General features: G+C 49.2%; 14 protein-coding genes. 6 read left to right on the top strand and 8 right to left on the bottom strand.

The window, feature by feature from the left end; genetic code table 11:
* Positions 1-16 precede the first annotated feature (16 nt).
* Positions 17-307 carry a hypothetical protein gene (locus tag FJ444_RS14360; protein WP_140959278.1) on the top strand — a complete coding sequence of 97 codons (291 nt, stop codon included), beginning with the start codon at positions 17-19 and terminating at the stop codon, positions 305-307.
* A 63-nt stretch (positions 308-370) separates the two neighbouring features.
* On the opposite strand, the gene FJ444_RS14355 is transcribed toward FJ444_RS14360, so the two are convergent.
* The 7 genes from FJ444_RS14355 to lptF form a co-directional block, all read right to left on the bottom strand.
* Positions 371-865: a hypothetical protein gene (locus FJ444_RS14355; RefSeq protein ID WP_140959276.1), complete on the bottom strand. Its 495-nt coding sequence runs from the start codon at positions 863-865 to the stop codon at positions 371-373.
* 10 nt (positions 866-875) lie between these two features.
* Positions 876-1,481: a tyrosine-type recombinase/integrase gene (locus FJ444_RS14350; protein WP_140959351.1), complete on the bottom strand. Its 606-nt coding sequence runs from the start codon at positions 1,479-1,481 to the stop codon at positions 876-878.
* 381 nt (positions 1,482-1,862) lie between these two features.
* On the bottom strand, positions 1,863-2,288 hold the full coding sequence (locus FJ444_RS14345) for a TetR family transcriptional regulator (RefSeq protein ID WP_255439187.1): 426 nt from the start codon (positions 2,286-2,288) through the stop codon (positions 1,863-1,865).
* Entirely contained in the window at positions 2,275-4,140 is a 1,866-nt protein-coding gene (locus FJ444_RS14340) for a tyrosine-type recombinase/integrase (RefSeq protein WP_140959274.1), read from the bottom strand. The genes FJ444_RS14345 and FJ444_RS14340 overlap by 14 nt, the downstream gene beginning before the upstream one ends.
* Positions 4,137-5,792: a hypothetical protein gene (locus FJ444_RS14335; protein WP_140959272.1), complete on the bottom strand. Its 1,656-nt coding sequence runs from the start codon at positions 5,790-5,792 to the stop codon at positions 4,137-4,139. The genes FJ444_RS14340 and FJ444_RS14335 overlap by 4 nt, the downstream gene beginning before the upstream one ends.
* A complete protein-coding gene (locus FJ444_RS14330; RefSeq protein WP_140959270.1) occupies positions 5,789-6,934 on the bottom strand; it encodes a tyrosine-type recombinase/integrase in 1,146 nt (381 codons plus the stop codon). Before FJ444_RS14330 ends, FJ444_RS14335 begins: the two co-directional genes overlap by 4 nt.
* A gap of 277 nt (positions 6,935-7,211) precedes the next feature.
* Entirely contained in the window at positions 7,212-8,312 is a 1,101-nt protein-coding gene (lptF, locus tag FJ444_RS14325; RefSeq protein ID WP_140959268.1) for an LPS export ABC transporter permease LptF, read from the bottom strand.
* 253 nt (positions 8,313-8,565) lie between these two features.
* Here lptF and pepA point away from each other — a divergent pair, with 253 nt between their 5' ends.
* The 5 genes from pepA to FJ444_RS14300 all read left to right on the top strand — a co-directional run bounded on the left by pepA (position 8,566) and on the right by FJ444_RS14300 (position 16,861).
* Entirely contained in the window at positions 8,566-10,071 is a 1,506-nt protein-coding gene (gene pepA / locus FJ444_RS14320) for a leucyl aminopeptidase (protein WP_140959266.1), read from the top strand.
* A 6-nt stretch (positions 10,072-10,077) separates the two neighbouring features.
* Complete coding sequence (locus tag FJ444_RS14315; RefSeq protein WP_140959347.1) at positions 10,078-10,527, top strand: DNA polymerase III subunit chi; 450 nt, start codon at positions 10,078-10,080, stop codon at positions 10,525-10,527.
* Between the two features lie 24 nt (positions 10,528-10,551).
* A complete protein-coding gene (locus FJ444_RS14310; protein ID WP_140959264.1) occupies positions 10,552-13,338 on the top strand; it encodes a valine--tRNA ligase in 2,787 nt (928 codons plus the stop codon).
* Between the two features lie 268 nt (positions 13,339-13,606).
* The gene (locus FJ444_RS14305) at positions 13,607-15,073 is read left to right on the top strand and encodes a NarK family nitrate/nitrite MFS transporter (protein WP_140959262.1); all 1,467 of its coding nucleotides are present in this window, start codon (positions 13,607-13,609) and stop codon (positions 15,071-15,073) included.
* 75 nt (positions 15,074-15,148) lie between these two features.
* Positions 15,149-16,861 carry a bifunctional protein-serine/threonine kinase/phosphatase gene (locus tag FJ444_RS14300; protein ID WP_140959260.1) on the top strand — a complete coding sequence of 571 codons (1,713 nt, stop codon included), beginning with the start codon at positions 15,149-15,151 and terminating at the stop codon, positions 16,859-16,861.
* A gap of 67 nt (positions 16,862-16,928) precedes the next feature.
* Here the strand turns inward: FJ444_RS14300 and FJ444_RS14295 are convergent, their stop codons facing one another.
* A complete protein-coding gene (locus FJ444_RS14295) occupies positions 16,929-19,286 on the bottom strand; it encodes a TonB-dependent receptor (RefSeq protein ID WP_140959258.1) in 2,358 nt (785 codons plus the stop codon).
* Positions 19,287-19,384: the final 98 nt, after the last annotated feature.

Raw genomic sequence — 19,384 nt, 5'->3', positions numbered from 1 at the left:
TAGTAATAGGGATGTTATGAAAAAAGCGGTTTTTGTTTGTTTTTTCGGTTTAGGATCGGTTTTATTGCCTCGTGCAGAAGTATTTGCATCAGAAACCAAACCTTCAGCGCAAGTAGATTTGTTTAATCAATTTAAAACGTGTATCAAAATGTCTGTTGCCGAGGCCAAAGCAGCTAATAGTCCGTTTTTATTTGACGCGGTCTGTCAAAGTGAACGTATTGCGCTGCAATCAAATATGGCGATAGAAGATTTTTCACAGTTGCAATCTGCACTAAAAACAATGAGCGAACAACTATTGTCACAATAAGCACGTTGAACTCGTGCGAGACCAAATAAAGACCTTAACGGGGGACGGAAAACTCTTGGCTATTCAGGTAACATTGCCCCCATTCAAATACCTTTTGAGCACCTCAATCTCTGCTTGTAGTGAAATCCGCGTTAAATGAACGCCCCGTTGTTCACGTTCCACCTCAGCGCCTTTTGTGACCAAAAAAGTATACGCATGCGCTTGTCCTTCAAGCCCTGCTAAGGTCTCCTCAAGTTCAGCCAGATAAGATTCGATATTCGCTGATAACACACTCGCAGTCTCGCCGGAGGTGGTAACCGCTGGCTGAGGCGTTGATAACAGCGCTTTGTAGAACAGATAAGGTTGCCTGCCGTGCTGCCTCTCCATTCTCGCTTCTGCATTTCTCACTAAACGCCGGAGCTGACGATATACAAGTTGCTTGGCATTTTTATCGTTTTTCACATTGGGAGCCATTTCCTCAATGAATCCCGCCGTGAGCGACGGTACGGTTTGAGGCGTTTGCTCATCAAGTCGATGCGCAATAAACACTGAGAGTTCGTGAGCGTCAATCTGAGGCATTGGTGACAACCTAAATATCGAGATGCGCAGAGGCTTCCAGTGCGTCTTCCACATCTATCCCCAGATACCGCACCGTACTTTCAATTTTCTTATGACCGAGCAACAGTTGAATTGCTCGAAGATTTTTATCACGGCGGTAAAGAATGGACACTTTGGTTCGGCGAAGCGAATGCGTGCCATAGCGTGAATCGTCCAACCCGATGCTTTTCACCCATTCGTGTACCAGCCGATCATATTGTTTTGTGCTCAAATGACCGTCTGGCTTGGTGCGTGATTTGAATATAAAGTCACCGAATGCAGGATGCGTGCTGTCAAACCAGTCAAGTAGGGCAGTCTTGGTGATGTCTGTGATCTCAAACACAACCGAACTACCGGTCTTTTGTTGAACCACACTGGCTCGAGAAAAGACCGTCCCTCCCCGACTAACATCTGACACCCGAAGCTTCACCAGCTCACAACCTCGCAGTTTAGAGTCAATGGCCAGGTTAAACAGAGCTAAATCCCTCCGCTTTCCCGAAAGCGATAATCGTGCACGGATATTCCAAATCTCGGACGGTTTTAATGGTAATTTGGGGCCAATACTTTTCCCCTTATTCCACGGTACAGGCTTGTTCATCATTTGTTCCTCACGGGCAATGAGTAACATAAAGGTATAGCGTATATTGGCGAGAATAAAAGACGAAGACCAACACATCGGATGTATTACTCACACGAGCGATATGACGCATCGCACATTCTATATGTGAGCAAATACCGGCTAGCAATAGCCGTCGACGCACGTTAAAAGTCCGTTATGGAGTGATAAGCGGTCATGAGTGCATGATGTTGTTGACGGCCGCTATTCGCTCATAGCTGCCGTCAAAATTGCAAAGAGCCAACGGCAGCCATACGTACGAAGTGATCGTTCAGCTACAAGCTTCTGACGATCCGTCAATAGCACAAAGCACTACGTCAAAATCAGCCGATAGAGCAGCTATGGGTCGGTATTGGCTGCACTTCAGTTTTTAATTTTTCCTCTAAATACTGTCACATTTTCATTCTCTACAATGCCTGTTAACCGTCGATTTTCCAGTTCAAGCGTTGTGTTTCTAGATACCATTACTTGGTATTTTTGCATCACGTCAGCCAGCGTACTTCTTAGCTCTCGATTCTTTTCTCGCTCTTTTCTAAGCGCTTCATGCTTCTCGTCACGTTGCTTTTGGATATGTTTGTTAGCACCGCCACGAATACGCTCAAGCAAATCGGGATATTGATTCATAATAAGCGTGCGACTGACACCGGCCTCTTCTGCGACGGCGGCAACGGACATCTTGCGCTCCGGCTTGACGACATTAGGTCGGCCTTGCTCAAGCCTGACAATCGCCATGCGTATTCTGTCGTGGGTCTTCTCGCGGTTTCGAGGTCTTGATTTAATCATTGGCATTCGCTCGCTTTTTTATGGCATCGATATCTGCACCAAGGTCCATCAGCACTTTTTCGCAGCGCATGATGGCTTTGTCGACGGTGCGCTGACCTGACTCACCCAAGCCTTCAATCTGCTTAAGTTCAATCTGCTGTGCGTAGACACCTTCCCAGAAGGCCTGCTTCTTGTCATCAATAACACCGTGCTCGCATTCTTCACAGCGCCCGCCTGCGCAGGAGCCATCATCGTTGGTACACCATGCCAGACCCGTGGAGCGAAGGTAGATCTGCTCTGAGATATGGCGGATCATGTTTGCACGAGACTGATAGGTTCGTGTTGGCGTCGCCTTGTCCCGCAGGTTGCGTATCTGATTGGCAAGCCCACCTGACAGCGGCGTATCCGGCTCCAGCCAGTGCCCGATTATTCCCTGACGTTCATCATCGAAGGCGGCATATATCTCATCGTACAGTTCTAAGTCCTGCTGCTCATTCATGGCATATAGCACCGTCATTTCCAGACTCCAGTGCTTAAAGTGGTCACGCAGATAGCGTAAATCCCCTAATTTATGATGCACCACGTAACTGGCAAAGGTCCGCCTGAATCGGTGCGAGGCAAGCTTGATATCAAGCCCAAGCGAATCCGCGAGTTTCTGTAGGCGGTCATTGATGGAAGTACTACTGAGCACATCGATTTTGTTGTTTTGTCGCGGAGCCTTGCCAAGCACGACAGAGTTAGAGCGGCGCGTTAACCTTGCTACTTCCTGCGCATCACCTACCTGTTGCGCCGCATCAAGCTGCTGTTCAAGCAGTTGCTGCATCGGCAACATCAGGTCGCTTAACACTCTTAATGCCTCAATGGTGATTTCAGGGCATAACCAATGGGTGTTGCCTGCATCGGTTTTTTCTGACCTAGAGCCTAAAAAGTAAAACCGCTCACCGTCTCTGACCTCAGAGTACCAGTTGCCCCGCATAAGATTGCACAGCTCATGCACACGAATACCTGTGGTCATCAGGATGATAAACAGACAGCTATCTCGCAGTGCGGTTATGTTTTGGTTGAACGCTTTCGCGCCTGACGCCCAGCCGTGCTGTTTAAGGTATTGGGTGCGCTGAAGCGTGTTGGTCGGCACAAAATCTGACAGGAGCCCCTGTAAACGCAATAATTCTGGTGCACGGTTTAACTTCGATTCGCCGTATTGAAACAGCGGTGCCAATACCTCATCGGGAATAATCTCGGTTTTGGCTTTGTCATGGCTCTTATATCCCGATAACGCGACAGCGCTGGATTCCGGCCACGGATGCGCAAAACCGTATTGGGTTTCACGAAGCTGTTGGTAGCACGCCTCCACTGCCAAGAATCGAGAACATATTGTGGTAAGCGCAAGAGGCTTACCTTTGCGTCTACCGTGATTGGATATCAAGGATTTCACATGCGTGACATACTGCATGGCAACAAGTGGCGTAACCGCAGATAGCTCAGTGACGCCGAGTGATGGTAGAAAGTTAAGCCATGGGGTAATACTATTGAATTTATCCTTAAGTGTACTCCCTCGTCGCTTGCCGCTTTTCGCGTCATCGCCCCATAATAGCCGCGCCATCACGACTTTGGCTGCATCACGCAAGGCAGGGATGTTGATGCGTCCGAAGTTAAGTGTTTTTTGGCCTTCACGTTCCGCACTTGGGAACCAATGCCCTGGCAGTGTCCACTTATCCTGCTCATACCGCGAGAGTACATGGTACTGACCATAATCAAGCTTTAAATAGGTGATAACACCATGCAGTCCATGGCGGGTACGCAAGTCATCTCTGAGGCGTTGCTTATCGGCAAAGATAACCTCTTGACTGACCTGATTGGGATACGGTTGAATGCTCATCGTGCCATCCTCACCATCGTTAAATCGCGCCAGAAGGGATGGGGTGTTGTTTTGGCTTTTTCCCGCGCCGCCGTCACTTTTTCGCCATCAAACTGTGGAGCGATGTCTTCGTCAATGATGCGAATGATATGGCGAAGGTATTTGTTCCAGTTCTTGATACCGAAGCTGTCACGCTCCCTGACTGCCGCCCAGTAAAAGCTGAACAGGCGGTATAAATCCTCTTCGGTGACCACAAAGCTCTTGCAGCGAAAGCAATCCAACGTTTCTGTGCACACTGAACCGTCTTTGGGGGCGCGATGCCCGTATTTACTGTCTTTGCAGCCAGATATCGGGGTATTCTCTTTGGGGCCATAGCTGACACGCAACTCTTCAATGCGCGCCTCACCGATAAAGCGCATGTTCGTTTCCGCCTCGGGTGGAGCGACCATGTAATCCCGCTGGCTGGTTTCAGGGGAGTGCTTGCCATAGCGTGCTGCAATGAGCGGGTCCTGCCCTGATAACTCCCAGATACGATTCACGAAGGTTTTGCGCAGCCGCATCATGTTGAGGCGCATCGGTTTGCCGTCGTCATCGGTCAATTGATGCTTTTCAATCAGGGTGTTGATATTGCGCATCAAATTATTTTTGGTCAACGCCGTGATGGCGCCTTTGGTTGCGTTTGCTTTAGATTGATACACCAACAACTGCATTGGGTCTTGGTATTGCTGACGAAGGACAGCGTTGCGCTCAATAATCATCTCAATGGTATTGGCAGCATTGAGCTTAACGCTGCGAAGTAATGAGATGTCCTGCGACTGGCGAAGTGACACCACTTGCGTGGCATTGCCTCGGCGTTTGAAGGCCACGAGCAATCGCAAATTTTGTTTCAGTGGGTGTGGCTGGATGCAGTCTGTCGGCAACGATAATACAGGTATGGGATTCATCCCTGTGACCATACCGATACCCAGTACACAGACCGTTAAATCAAAGTTATTCAGCGGCGCGTTGCCTGCCAGAATGCGTGACATCTCCATTTTCAGGGCCGAGACCAATTGCTTAGATTCTGCTTGTGTTAGGGGCCTTTGGCCTTTGGTTTGACGGTTTGAATTGGGGAAGGGGTTTTTCGGGAATAAGTGCTTAATATCTGCGTGCGGTAAATAGCCCTGTGTGTGCGACTCAGTCAGTACAGCCTTGGCGTGTGTGTAATAAGCTTTCTGGCTTGTATATCCGATTTCCGACGCTTTCAGGTGATGGATGAACTCTTCAATCAATTCAGGTGTGATATTGACAGGCTGCAAATCACGTTTCGCACCAGAACGCCATAGCGTTAAGAACCCGAAGAAGGTTTTAAGGCCGGAGTGACAATAGCTTACTATCGATGTGATGGCGATGACGGCCTGTTGGGTATCGATACTTTGCTGGATGAGTTTCTCGATAGTCGCCTGGCATATCGTGGTTATCGCATCAAAGCCTTGTCCATAATAAGGCGCAAAGTCGAAGCTTCTGACAGTAGAGGAATTTTCTGGAAAGTGAACGGTCATGGTGGTCGGCGTTATCGAGACGACACCGGTGCTTGCACTATGCTTGTCGGTGTTAATGCCCGTTGATTCAAAGAGGCGTTTAGCATCGTCATTCTGATTGTCAGTAATGACGTTAAACTGCTTTTTACTCATGTAACGGCCTCGCATAACGCTTCGATTTCACGTTGGTATTCGGTGGATAAATCATCTTCCAGCTCATGCAGGAAGTGCAGGTATTGCATGGTGGTATTAATGCTGGCATGACCAAGCAGTGACTGCACTGTCATCAGTGGATTACCACCGAATGTCCCTTCGCTTTTACGTGCCTCCAAGCATCTTAAGGTGTTGGTGGCGAATGTGTGCCTCAAAATGTGTGGGTGAGCGGGAAAAGGAAATTTAAGCGCTTCAAGCTGGTTGTTAAATGATTTAGATTTCAGACTCCATGCCTGCCCGTCACGCGTCACAAACAGCCTGTCAGTTGGTTTATCCTGATCGTCAAGTAATTGATGGCGTTCGTGAAGGGCGTAATCCCACAAATCGAACATGAGGCTCACAGGCACCATAATATTGCGCGGGTTGCTGCCCTTTATTTGCATCTCTTGAGGGTTAAGCGATACTTTGATGTGGCTTCGATTAGTCAGGTTTTGTGGATTAATCACATAAGACAATGGGAAGCTAAGGATTTCGGCTTTACGCAGTCCGGTAAGCAACCCTAGCCTCACCATGAGCCTGAGCGTCTTATTCTTAATAGCGCTTAGTAATTGTGTCGCCTGTTCACCATTGAGGACTTTAAGTTTTGTTCTCGTTTGCTTAAGCATGATATCAGGGCGCGCTTTAACACCACCCGATGTGTCGGTATGGGCTAAGAACCCTTTGGGCTTTCTCACCAAGATCGCTTCAAGCTCATAAGGAAGCGTATCCACCCATCCATGGTTATAAGCGTAATGATAAAACTTAATGAGAAAGCGTAAACGTCGGTTAATGGTGCTGGCCGCCACTCCAAAATACTTCATTGATGCGTCACGATAAACAGCCAGTATGGTTTCATCTTGGGGACAGCGAACCTCTCGCCAGTCAATATTATTCCCTTCACAGAACCCAAAGAAATCATATAAGTCCTGTCCGTATGTCTTCCAGCTATGCACGCTTTGCACGCTGCCGCGTTTCAAGCAGTGATAGACCAGAAACTCCACCGCATACATGACTATCTCGCCATCCTTGTCGACTAAAATGGGAAAATCAGGGTAGCTTATTCCCCGTATTTTGAAATCTTCTGTGCTAGTGACGAGAACCATGATTAACCCAAAGAAAAAGAACCAAAAAAACAAAACAAGTGTTGTGGATTGTGGGAATTTTCGCTTCGCTCACCGTGTGGACTGTTTCGTATAAGCTGATGGATAACTGCTTAGGCAGTTACCCACAACTTCTACCAAAACAGACACACACTAATTCTCCACAAACACACAACCCAACAACAACAACAATAACAAACATAACATTACTGTACATATATTCAGTATAGACGGGGAGGGCTATTAGTCAATATGCTTGTTGCATATTGACGGGGACATTTCATGACTTCTTCCTCAACAACCAGGCGCGCAGTGTGGTGCCGAATTTGCGGTCGCGGGAGAGCAGGGTAACGCCAATCATGAACATGATGCCGTGTACCCACCAGAGTCCCAACTGAATAGGTATTTTGCCATCTTCCAGTACTCTGCGACTGGCCAGTAGCAACATAAAATAGCCGAGGTACAACAAAATAGCCGGGAACATTTTGCCAAATCTACCCTGACGCGGATCAACTGCACTAAGCGGCACGGCAATCAGTACCAAAAACGGAATCGACAGCGGAATCGCAATCCGCCACTGTAGCTCAACAATGGCTTCAATGGATGGGTCCTGCAGTAATTCAGAGGTAGACATTACCGATACTTTTCGGCGGGTAACCTGCTGCTCGGGATCGTCAATTTGCACCTGATACTCGTCAAAATTGACAACCCGGAAATCACGTCGGCGGTGCTCGCCTTCGTACTGATTTCCCTGATTCAAAATAAGTTGGCGGGTACCGTCAGGCTCTTTGTTAATGGTGCCCTGCTGTGCGTAAACAACCCGCACCTGCGCTTCATTGTTGGCTTGTTGCTGAGCCAGAAATACTTTCTGAAGTGAGCCATCACTTCCAACATCATGCACAAAAATAACGGCTTCCTGATTGCCCGTTTCCTGGAATCTACCAGGGATGATGGCGCTGAATCCCGCTTCTGCCTTAGCCTGTTCACGAAGATTAAATTCGCTTTGTGCGGCGGTAGGAGCAAGATAAAGGGTAACAAAACCAGTAAAAATCATGATCAGTACAGATAGGAACAACATTACCCGGGTGACGTACCATTCGCTTATCCCACAAGCGCGCATTACGGTCATTTCGCTGTCTACATATAAACGCCCATAGGCCATCATAATGCCCAGGAACGCACTAATGGGGATAACCAGCGATGCCAGAATCGGCGCATACAGGGAAAGGAATCCTATCACCAGACCTGCAGGGATATCGCCCTCAGACGCATCCCCCAGCACTTTAACAAATCGCAGGGTAATAAAAATTGCCATTAGTATAAGAAAAATGGCAACCTGAGACTTCAGCGTTTCCTTAAGTAAATAGCGGAATATCAGCATTTATGGCCTATGCTAAAAGTCGGAATTTTAGTGAAAGCAGCTATAATTTTGAGTAAACTTACCATTTTTACATGTTTTGCCAGTATAACTAACCCTTGGCTCCGGCAGGTGCGATTGCCTGAATGTTGTAAAATCGACATAAAAGCACCTACGCAGTAAGACATTTTGCTGCGGTATTAAACCATAAGCGCGGCAAAACGGCATGTGAATTTTAAGCCGGGGCAACAGACAGATAAAAAATTGAGGTGACATCATGGAGTTTAACGTAAAAAGCGGCAGTCCCGAAAAACAACGCAGTGCCTGCATTGTGGTGGGGGTCTACGAACCCCGTCGTTTGTCGGGCGTGGCTGAGCAACTGGATGCTATCAGTGAAGGTTATATTAGTAACCTGCTGCGTCGCGGCGACCTGGAAGGCAAAGCAGGTCAAATGCTGTTGCTGCATCACGTACCCAACGTATTAAGCGAACGCGTGTTGTTGGTTGGATGTGGCAAGGAACGTGAACTCGATGAGCGCCAGTACAAGCAAATCATTGCTAAAACTATTCAAACGCTGAACGAAACCGGCTCAATGGAAGCCGTATGTTTCTTAACAGAGCTGCATGTAAAAGGCCGCGACACCTACTGGAAAGTGCGCCAGGCAGTCGAAACTACCCAGGATACGCTGTATACCTTCCTGCAACTGAAAAGCAAAAAGGGCGAAGCGCGTCGTCCTCTGCGCAAAATCGTATTCAACGTACCCACTCGCCGTGAGTTAACGGTGGGCGAAAAGGCCGTTGAACACGGATTAGCCATTTCTAAGGGCATGAAAGTAACCAAAGATGTGGCCAACATGCCGCCCAACATTTGTAACCCGGCGTATCTGTGGGAGCAGGCACAGCAATTAGCTGCTGAATACAATTCCGTTAATGTGGAATGCGTGAACGAAGCACAAATGGCTGAGTTGGGGATGAATTCCTATCTGGCAGTGGGCCGTGGTTCTGAAAACGAATCGTTAATGAGCATTATTTACCACAAGGGTGGTCAGCCCGATCAGCAGCCGCTGGTACTGGTGGGTAAAGGGCTTACTTTTGATTCCGGTGGTATTTCGTTAAAGCCCGGCGAAGGCATGGACGAAATGAAATACGACATGGGTGGTGCGGCAGCAGTACTGGGTGTAATGCACACTGTTGCGGCACTAAACCTGCCGGTGAACGTTATTGGCGTGCTGGCTGGTTGTGAAAACATGCCTGATGGCAAGTCATATCGTCCGGGCGACATTCTTACTACCATGTCAGGACAAACCGTTGAAGTGCTCAACACCGACGCCGAAGGTCGCCTGGTATTGTGTGATGCACTGACTTACGTGGAGCGTTTCGACCCGGATACAGTAATCGACGTAGCCACGTTAACCGGCGCCTGTATTATTGCCCTTGGCAAACACGCAACCGGCTTAATGAGTACGCATAATCCTCTGGCGCACGAGCTGTTAAACGCGTCTGAGCAGGCCTCAGATCGTGCATGGCGTTTGCCTTTGTGGGATGACTATCAGGAACAACTGGAGAGCCCGTTTGCCGACATGACTAACCTGGGCGGCCGCCCGGCTGGCTCTATTACGGCAGGTTGTTTCTTGTCGCGTTTCACCAAAAAGTACAACTGGGCGCACCTGGATATTGCCGGTACGGCCTGGAACAGTGGTAAAAACAAAGGCGCTACCGGACGTCCTGTACCGATGCTCGCACAATTCTTAATGAATCGCGCTGGTTTGGCGCAAGAGGACTAATTGCCCGTGCCCGCTGTTCGATTTTACGCACTAACAGAAGAAACCGTGTCGCCTGATGGCGGCGCGGCGGTATCTGCGCTGTGCGCGAAAGCCTGCGAATTAACTGCTGAACTGTATGCCAACCGGCAAAAGAGTGTGATACTGTGCGCCGACAAAGCCCAGGCAGAAGCAGTAGATGAACTGTTGTGGCAACTGCCCGCAGCGCGATTTGTGCCGCACAATCTGGCGGGCGAAGGCCCACCCGGTGGTGCACCGGTAGAAATCGTCTGGCAGGCACAACAATTACCCCGCCGGCCATGCCTCATCAACGTAAGTGGGCAAATGGTGAATCAATTCAACCAGTTCCAGCAAATTGTTGATTTTGTGCCGGTAGAAGAGGCTGCTAAGCAGCAAGCCCGACAACGCTATAAATATTTTCAACAAGCCGGCTGCCAAATGCAGTTTTTACCGGCTTAACACAGGTATTCTTTGAGACTCTCCATGGACAAAACCTACGAACCTCATTCCATTGAACAGCAATGTTATCAACGCTGGGAAAACGACGGACTGTTTAAAGCCAAGGTATCTGGCGATCCTGCGCAACAACCCTATTGTATTTTACTGCCGCCGCCAAACGTAACCGGTAGTTTGCACATGGGCCACGGTTTCCAGCAAACCATTATGGACGTGCTTACCCGTTATCACCGCATGAAAGGCGACAATACGTTGTGGCAAGTGGGTACCGACCACGCTGGTATCGCAACGCAAATGGTGGTGGAGCGCCAGCTGAACGCATTGGGCAAAACCCGTCACGATTTAGGCCGCGAAGCCTTTGTTGAGAAAATCTGGGAATGGAAAGAACACTCTGGTGGCACGATTACCAGTCAGATGCGTCGTATGGGTGCGTCGTCAGACTGGGATCGCGAAGTGTTTACCATGGACGAGAACCTGTCAAAAGCCGTTACCGAAGTCTTCGTTAAACTGCATGAAGACGGCCTGATTTACCGTGGTAAGCGCTTAGTTAACTGGGATCCAGTGCTGCACACAGCGGTATCTGATCTGGAAGTACTGAACGAAGAAGAAGCCGGCCACATGTGGCACATGCGTTACCCACTGGCCGATGGCAGTGGCAGCATCGTGGTTGCTACTACGCGTCCGGAAACCATGCTGGGCGATACTGCTGTTGCAGTTCATCCGGATGACGAGCGCTATCAGGCTTACATTGGCAAGCAAATTAAGCTGCCTATTACTGGCCGTTTAATTCCTATTATTGCAGATGATTACGTTGATCCTGAGTTCGGCACTGGCTGTGTAAAAATCACACCGGCTCACGACTTTAACGACTACGACATGGGTAAGCGTCACAACCTGCCTATGATCAATATCTTCACGCCAGATGCGAAGGTAAACGACGAAGCGCCAGAAGCCTACCGCGGCTTGGATCGTTTTGACGCGCGTAAAGCCATTGTGGAACAACTGGAACAAGATGGCGTACTGGTTAAAATCGATGATCACAAATTAAAAGTGCCTCGTGGCGACCGCACCGGTGCCGTAATTGAGCCTTATCTGACAGATCAGTGGTATGTGGCCATTGAAGAGCTGGCGAAGCCTGCGATTGAAGCAGTAGAAAGTGGTGAGATCCGTTTTGTTCCAGAAAACTGGAGCAAGACCTACTACCAGTGGATGCATAACATCCAGGACTGGTGTATTTCCCGTCAATTGTGGTGGGGACACCGTATTCCGGCCTGGTATGACGACAACGGTAACATTTATGTAGGTCGCGATGAAGCGGAAGTACGCAGCAAAAATGGTCTGGACGACAGCGTAGCGCTGCGTCAGGACGAAGACGTGCTCGACACCTGGTTCTCGTCGGCACTGTGGCCATTCGCTACCATGGGCTGGCCAGAAAAGACCCCAGAGTTGGAGACCTACTTACCGTCTGCGGTGTTGGTAACCGGATTCGACATCATTTTCTTCTGGGTAGCCAGAATGATCATGATGACCAAGCGCTTTACCGGCAAGATCCCGTTTAAGGATATCTACATTACCGGCCTTATCCGCGATGAAAGCGGCGACAAAATGTCGAAGTCGAAAGGCAACGTGCTCGACCCGATCGATCTGATCGACGGCATTGATTTGGAATCGCTGGTAGCCAAGCGCACCTCGGGCATGATGCAGCCGCAACTGGCAGCCAAAATTGAGAAACGCACACGCAAGCAGTTCCCGGATGGTATTCACGCCTATGGTACCGATGCGCTGCGCTTTACCTTTGCTGCCATGGCCTCAACCAGCCGCGATATCAATTTCGACATGGGCCGGGTAGAAGGTTACCGCAACTTCTGTAACAAGATCTGGAACGCGTCGCGTTTCGTGTTGATGAACACCGAAACCGAAGATACCGGTCGTGATGGCGGTGAACTGGTGCTGAGTCTGGCTGATCGTTGGATTTGGGCACAGTTCCAGCAAACCCTTGGTGAATTTGAGAAAGCCATCAGTGAGTATCGTTTCGATATCGCCGCGCAAACGGTATATGAGTTTACCTGGAACCAGTTCTGCGACTGGTATCTGGAATTAACCAAACCGGTGCTGAATAACGATGAAGCCACGGACGCGGAAAAACGCGGCACGCGCCACACGTTAATCAACGTACTGGAAAACCTGTTGCGTTTACTGCATCCGCTAATGCCGTTCATTACCGAAACCATTTGGGAACGCGTGGCACCGCTTAGCGCTCTGAACGTGAAAGACGGCGACAGCATTATGGTGCAGCCATTCCCAACGGCAGACGCTGCTAAGCAAGACGAACAAGTACTGGCCGACATTGAGTGGGTGAAGCGCTTTATTGTGGGTATTCGTAATATCCGCGGTGAAATGGACATCGCGCCCAGCAAGCCGCTGTCGGTACTGCTGCGTAATGCCAGTGAAGAAGACGAGCGTCGCCTGGGTATTTCCCGTACCTTCATCGACCGTCTGGCACGTCTGGAAGGGATCACTTTCCTGGCCAAGGGTGAAGAAGCACCGGCAAGTGCTGCTGCGCTGGTAGGCGAAATGGAAATCCTGATCCCTATGGCGGGCTTAATCGACAAAGACGCTGAGCTAGCGCGTATTGCCAAAGCCATGGAGAAAATCGAAAAAGACGCCGCCCGCACTAAGGGCAAGTTGACTAACGAGAAGTTCGTGAGCAATGCGCCGGAAGACGTGATTGAAAAAGAACGGGCCAAACTGGCTGATGCAGAATCGCAGTTAGCCAAGCTATCTGCACAGCGCGAGACCATCGCCGCATTGTAAGGCGTTTTTTAACTGCGGGTGTGCACATTTGGTGCAGTGAGCCCGCTTTTAATCCCGTCATTGGTGCAATGCAATGTGTATGGCGAAGCAAATTTTTATAACTTGTTGTAATACATAGTGTTTGATTTTTGGCTCGCTAATTGCTGTGAAAAATACAAAATAAAGCAAACCCGCTTTTGCTAACAATGTGAATAAAGTTTGGTAATGAAGCCCAATCCTGTCGCCAGGATTGGGCTTTTTATTTTGTTTTTTGGACACGGTAGTAACAATGACTGCAGATAAATTTAATCTCTTCTCTTTCACTGGGAAAATGAAAATACTTCACCTTTCCTGGATGGTGTTTTTCGTTACCTTTGTGGTGTGGTTTAACATGGCACCACTCAAGCAGGTGATCATGGGCGACATGGGTCTGAGCCTGGAGGAATGGAAAACCCTACTGATATTAAACGTGGCACTCACCATACCCGCGCGGGTCATTATTGGTGCGCTTACCGACAAATACGGGCCGCGCTTAGTGTACTCTTTATTGCTGGCAATCTGCTCTGTACCCTGTTTTTTATTCGCGTTTGCCAGCGACTTTACTCAACTGGCCATTGCGCGTTTTGCGCTGGGCTTTATCGGTGCAGGGTTCGTTATCGGCATCCGCATGGTCAGCGAATGGTTCCCGCCTAAGGAACTGGGCACTGCTGAAGGCATTTACGGCGGTTGGGGGAACTTTGGTTCTGCTGCGGCAGCGTTCACTTTGCCTACGCTGGCAGTGGTATTCGGTGGTGACGACGGCTGGCGCTACGCAGTAGCGATTACCGGTCTGTTGTGTGTGATTTTCAGCGTGATTTATTACACCAACGTAACCGATACGCCCAAAGGCTCCACGTATTTCCGGCCCAAAAATCTCGGCGGCATGGAAGTCACCAGTAAAGGCGATTTTTATTTCCTGTTGTTTATGAAAACGCCGATGTACCTGGCGCTGGCGCTGCTTAACTGGAAGTTATCTCCCAGTGGTGTGGGCATGTTGTCGGCTGACGTGTGTACCTTTATCTATGTTGCACTGTTTGCCATTTATTGCTTCGACGCGTATTCCAACTTTAAAGTGAATCGCGAGATATTTGTTCAACCCGTTGCAGAACAGCACCGTTATCAATTTAAACAAGTTGCGGTACTGAACGTACTTTATTTTGCTACCTTTGGTTCTGAGCTGGCTGTGGTATCCATGCTTCCTGCGTTCTTTGCAGAGACCTTCGAACTGTCTATGGCGACGGCGGGTTTGCTGGCGGGTATGTATGCCTTTATGAACCTGATGTCACGCCCTGGCGGTGGCATCATTTCTGACCGCTTTGGCCGCAAGAAAACGTTGCTCATTTTAACGGCGGGTCTGGCTGTTGGGTATTTCACGCTGAGCCATATTGATGCGGCATGGCCAGTATGGCTGGCAGTGCTGGCGGTAATGGCCTGCTCGTTCTTCGTGCAATCTGGTGAAGGTGCCGTATTTGCCGTAGTCCCCTTAATTAAACGCCGCCTTACTGGTCAAATTGCTGGAATGACTGGCGCTTACGGGAACGTAGGTGCGGTAACGTACTTAACGGTTTACTCATTTGTTGATGCTTCTACTTTCTTCCTTGTGATCAGTGGGACTGCCGCATTTGGCTTTATTGCGTTACTCTTTATGAAAGAGCCGAGTGGCGCAATTACCGAAGTCAACGAAGACGGCACAGTTGAATTGATCCACGTAGGATAACCTTATTACCCAACAGGCATAAGTGTGGTAATGCACCTGTCCTCGCCAGAGGCAGGTGCTTTTTTCGGATAAAGCATGGCAAATTTGAATGTAAGTTTTGGCGGTTACAGCAGTCAGGGGATCAAGTTTGAAAATCAGGACGCCTTTGCTGCCTGGCAGGGGGAAGGACAACAGCTCCACGACAAAGGCGCAGTAGTTGCCATTGCCGATGGTGTGTCTGCCTGCAGTAAAGCCAAAGAAGCCGCTAATACCGTGGTGAATAACTTCATTTATGATTACATGCAAACACCGCCAAGCTGGTCGGTTAGCCGTTCGGTAGGCAAAATTCTAAACAGCCTCAATCGTTGGTGTCACGGTCAGTTCGATTATTCGCTGGGTGGCAGCAGTCAAATGCTCACCACGTTCAGCAGTCTGATCTTTAAGTCTACTACGGGTTTCTTAATGCACGTGGGTGATACCCGAATCCACCGATTTCACAACGATCAATTGGAGCTATTAACCAACGATCATACAACCAAGCAGCGGGCAAACTTTGTGCTCACCCGGGCAATCGGTCTGGATGCTAAACTCGATGTGGATTTTACCTCATTTGCTTTGCAGCAGGGCGAGTTGTACATGCTCACCAGTGACGGTGTGCATGAATTTTTATCGCACAAAAAGCTCCGGCAAATGCTTGAGGGCGTGGCAGATCTGGAATCGACCGCTAAAGCCATAGTGCGAGCGGCATTGGACGCTGGTAGTAACGACAATGTGAGTTGTTTGTTGGCAAGGGTTGATAGTTTACCGGCGACAAACGTTCACGAGTTGTCTGTTCATGGGCGTAGTCTGGTGATCCCGCCGGCTTTGGAAGTCGGGCATAAACTCGAGGGTTATCGGGTTCTGGAGCAGGTATTTAACGGTACGCGCTCCAGTTTGTACAAGGTGCTGGACGAGCAGTCTGGCACAATATACGGCCTGAAAACACCTACTGAAAAGTTTGAAGATGACACTACTTTTTTGCAGGGCTTCTTGCGGGAAGAGTGGGTAGGCAAAAGTCTGGATAGTCCGCACATCATGAAAGTGTTGCCCAGACGCGAAAACACGCAGTTTTATTACCATGTGTGTGAATACATTGAGGGACAATCCCTGCGCCAATGGATTATAGATAACCCATCGCCCTCAATCGACACAGTTCGACGTATTGTGAAGCAGATCATTGTGGCGTTGCGCACTTTTCAGCGCAACGATATGGTGCACCGCGACCTCAAACCGGAAAACGTTATGATCACCCGGCATGGGGAAGTCAAACTCATCGATTTTGGCACCGTACTGGTGAAGTCGTTGCTGGAAACCGGTGATCAAACCCATGAAGACTACCCGGTTGGCTCAGTGAACTACATTGCACCTGAATTTTTGATTCAGAATCACAGTGATTTTAGAACCGATATGTTTTCGCTGGGTGTTATTGTGTACGAGATGCTGAGCGGCGCGCTGCCTTATAAGCCATTTAAATACAAAGATTACATCCCTGAAAGTGCGAACGAATACCACTATCAGAGCATCAAGCAATACCGTCCGGACTTACCCGCGTGGATTGATATCTGTTTAAAGAAAGCCACGCAACCAGAACAACACAAGCGCTTCAATGCGCTGTCGGAATTCGAAGCCGCGCTGGACAACCCCAAAGACATTATTGCTACCGAAAAGCCTGGTCCACTGATCGAACGCAACCCGGTGCTGTTGTGGCAATGGGTCAGCGCTATTCTTCTGGCTATTGTGTTGTGGCAAGCGTGGCTGCTTAGCAAGTAGCTTTATCACTATATCTATCTCCGGCTAACGACTGGAATAGCAGGCCAGCCGGGGCGACTCTAGTAAATTAAAACTGATAAGAGGCAAATAGCCTTAGCGTTCTGGGTTGGCCAGGGCCCACAAACTCAGTTGATTCGATATCGTCGTAAATATCTTCAAGTACTTCGTCGGCTTCGCCATAAGTTCCAAAGGTTTCAAACTCGGTATCAAACACGTTTTCCAGACGCAGGCCAACGGTAATGCCACTTGGGTGAGCGTAAGTCGCACTCAGGTTAACCAGCGTATAACCATCCAGTTTGCGGTTTTCGTTGGCTTCGTCGCCCCGGAAATACTGGCCCGACGCATAGTCTACATCTGCGCTGATATACAGATTTTCAAGCAGCGGATAAGTTACTTCCACACCCGCAAGCCATTCAGGCTGACCCGGAATGATATCGCCTGGTGTTACCTGACGGCCCGGTCCCATTGGATTTTGCGGGCTGAACGAGACAAAGGCAGATTCAAAGGTTGCCTGTAAATAACTTACGTTGGCAGACACTTCCAGATCGTCCCATTGTTGTAATACGCTGAATTCAGCGCCTTGTCGGCGCGTTTTCTCTATGTTTATAAAATAACCCACTGACGCACGGTCACCGGCCTGCTGGAAAATAATGTCGTCTTTGCTCTCGCTGCGATACACCGCTGCATGGAGTGAGCCGTTTTCCAGCGTAATATTGGCACCCAGTTCAAGGGTATCGGTGCGTACCTGATCCAGTGGTGGATCGGCCACAAAACCATTGGGCAGTTTGCAGGGATCGTCTTCGTCGGCGCAGCTTAGTTCTGCTGGCGTCGGGGTACGTGACGACTGGCTGTAAGACGCATAAGCGTGGTAGCTATCGGTACGGTAGTGCACTGTGGCTGACGGATTAAATCGGTTAAAGGCATGGTTGCCGTTCAGCGAGCCTTCGCCTTCCTCAACACCGTCTATCATATCAATGGTGGATTTGTTGTAACGGGCGGCCAGAGCCAGTTGCCAGTGGTGGTTCAAATCAATGACATCGCTAACAAACGCGTAGGTGTGGCGAACATCTGTGGTAAGACGCACGCGAGAACCTTCGTCAAATACACCAATGCCGGTAACCCCTCGGCTGCTTTCTGGTGTGTCATTGTCGAGCACGGCAAACTCGGTATCACTGCGAAATGAAATATCGGCGGTATCGATACCCAGGCCAACTACCCAATGGTGTGTCATTGAACCTGTAGCAGCTTTACCCGCCAGTTCGGCGCTAAAGCCGAAGCTTTGCTGGTCGGTAAAGCTGGTATTGGCGGTACCGTCCAGGGTATCCGGATCTGCATTACTGATATTTTCCAGAGGCACTAACGGGTCAAAACCTACAAACTGAACGGCGTCCTCTGCATCTTTATCATCTTCGACGTCATCGTTTTCAACCAGTTCAGCGTCTTCGTCCTCTTCACATAAGGTTTCGCCATAGCCTACATCACATTCTTCGTAGTCACTGTCGTCACCGTTGTAGGTTTCGATTTTGTTTTCACGGTAGTAAGTGTTCAAACGCAATACCAAATCGTCGTCCAGGTTCCACTCATGATTCAGGTTCAGGAAGCGCAGGTTAGTGAACGTTTGGTCGGGCAACGTATAAATAGTTGCGCGGCCCTCATGCGGGATCAGGTCTACCGGAATGGCACCGTTGCCAATCAGATCGTTTTCATTTACGGCCAGGGTGATGCGGGTGGCGGTGTCTTTACCTTTGTGGGTAATGTTAGCCAGCCCTTGCTGAATATCGCTGGGGGAATAGTCGCGCCAGCCGTCTTCCTGGTATTTGTTGATATTGATGTAATAGCCCCACTCGCCATTATTGCCGCCAGATTCCAGATTAATGCCGCGCTGGCTAAAATCGCCGCCCATGACGGTGACTTTATTGTGTGGGAAAGAAAAACCGTCTTTGGTATTTAAAATAAGTGCGCCGCCCAGGGTATTCTGACCAAATACCGGGTTAGCACCCGACACCAGGGTAACCGATTCTAACGCCGAGGGAGGCAGCAGATCCCAGTTTACGGTATCACCAAAAGGTTCGTTAAAACGTGTGCCGTTTAAGTACACCGACAGGCCCTGCGGTAAACCCAGTAAGGGCGACGCCGTAAAGCCACGGTATTGTAAATCAGCCTGAAACGGATTGTTTTGCACATCGTTAATCGACACGCTTACCAGTTTATTATCCAGAATTCTTGCCAACGAATTACCGTTTTCGACTTCCAGTGCATCGGCATCCAAATGCTGACTGGCGGGTGAGTATTCCGTTAATCCACTCACAAAACTAAGGGGCGATTGCCCGTACACGGTGATCTGTTCAGCGTCTTGTTGTTGCGCATGTATTTGAAAACTCGCAGCAATACAGGATGCCAAATAAAGATAAGCGGTTTTTTTCATTGTGTGTCCAGCTTCTTCTCACTCTTTTCCACATTGCACGTGTATGGCATTGTTCTGTTAACGCGTTATGCGGTGAACGTGCATATAGGGTGAATACT

This window comes from Aestuariibacter sp. GS-14, assembly GCF_006494365.1.
Taxonomy (GTDB): Bacteria; Pseudomonadota; Gammaproteobacteria; order Enterobacterales; family Alteromonadaceae; genus Alteromonas; species Alteromonas mangrovi.
The sequence above is the reverse complement of the archived record's forward strand: the minus strand, read 5'-3'. Positions and strand labels throughout refer to the sequence as shown.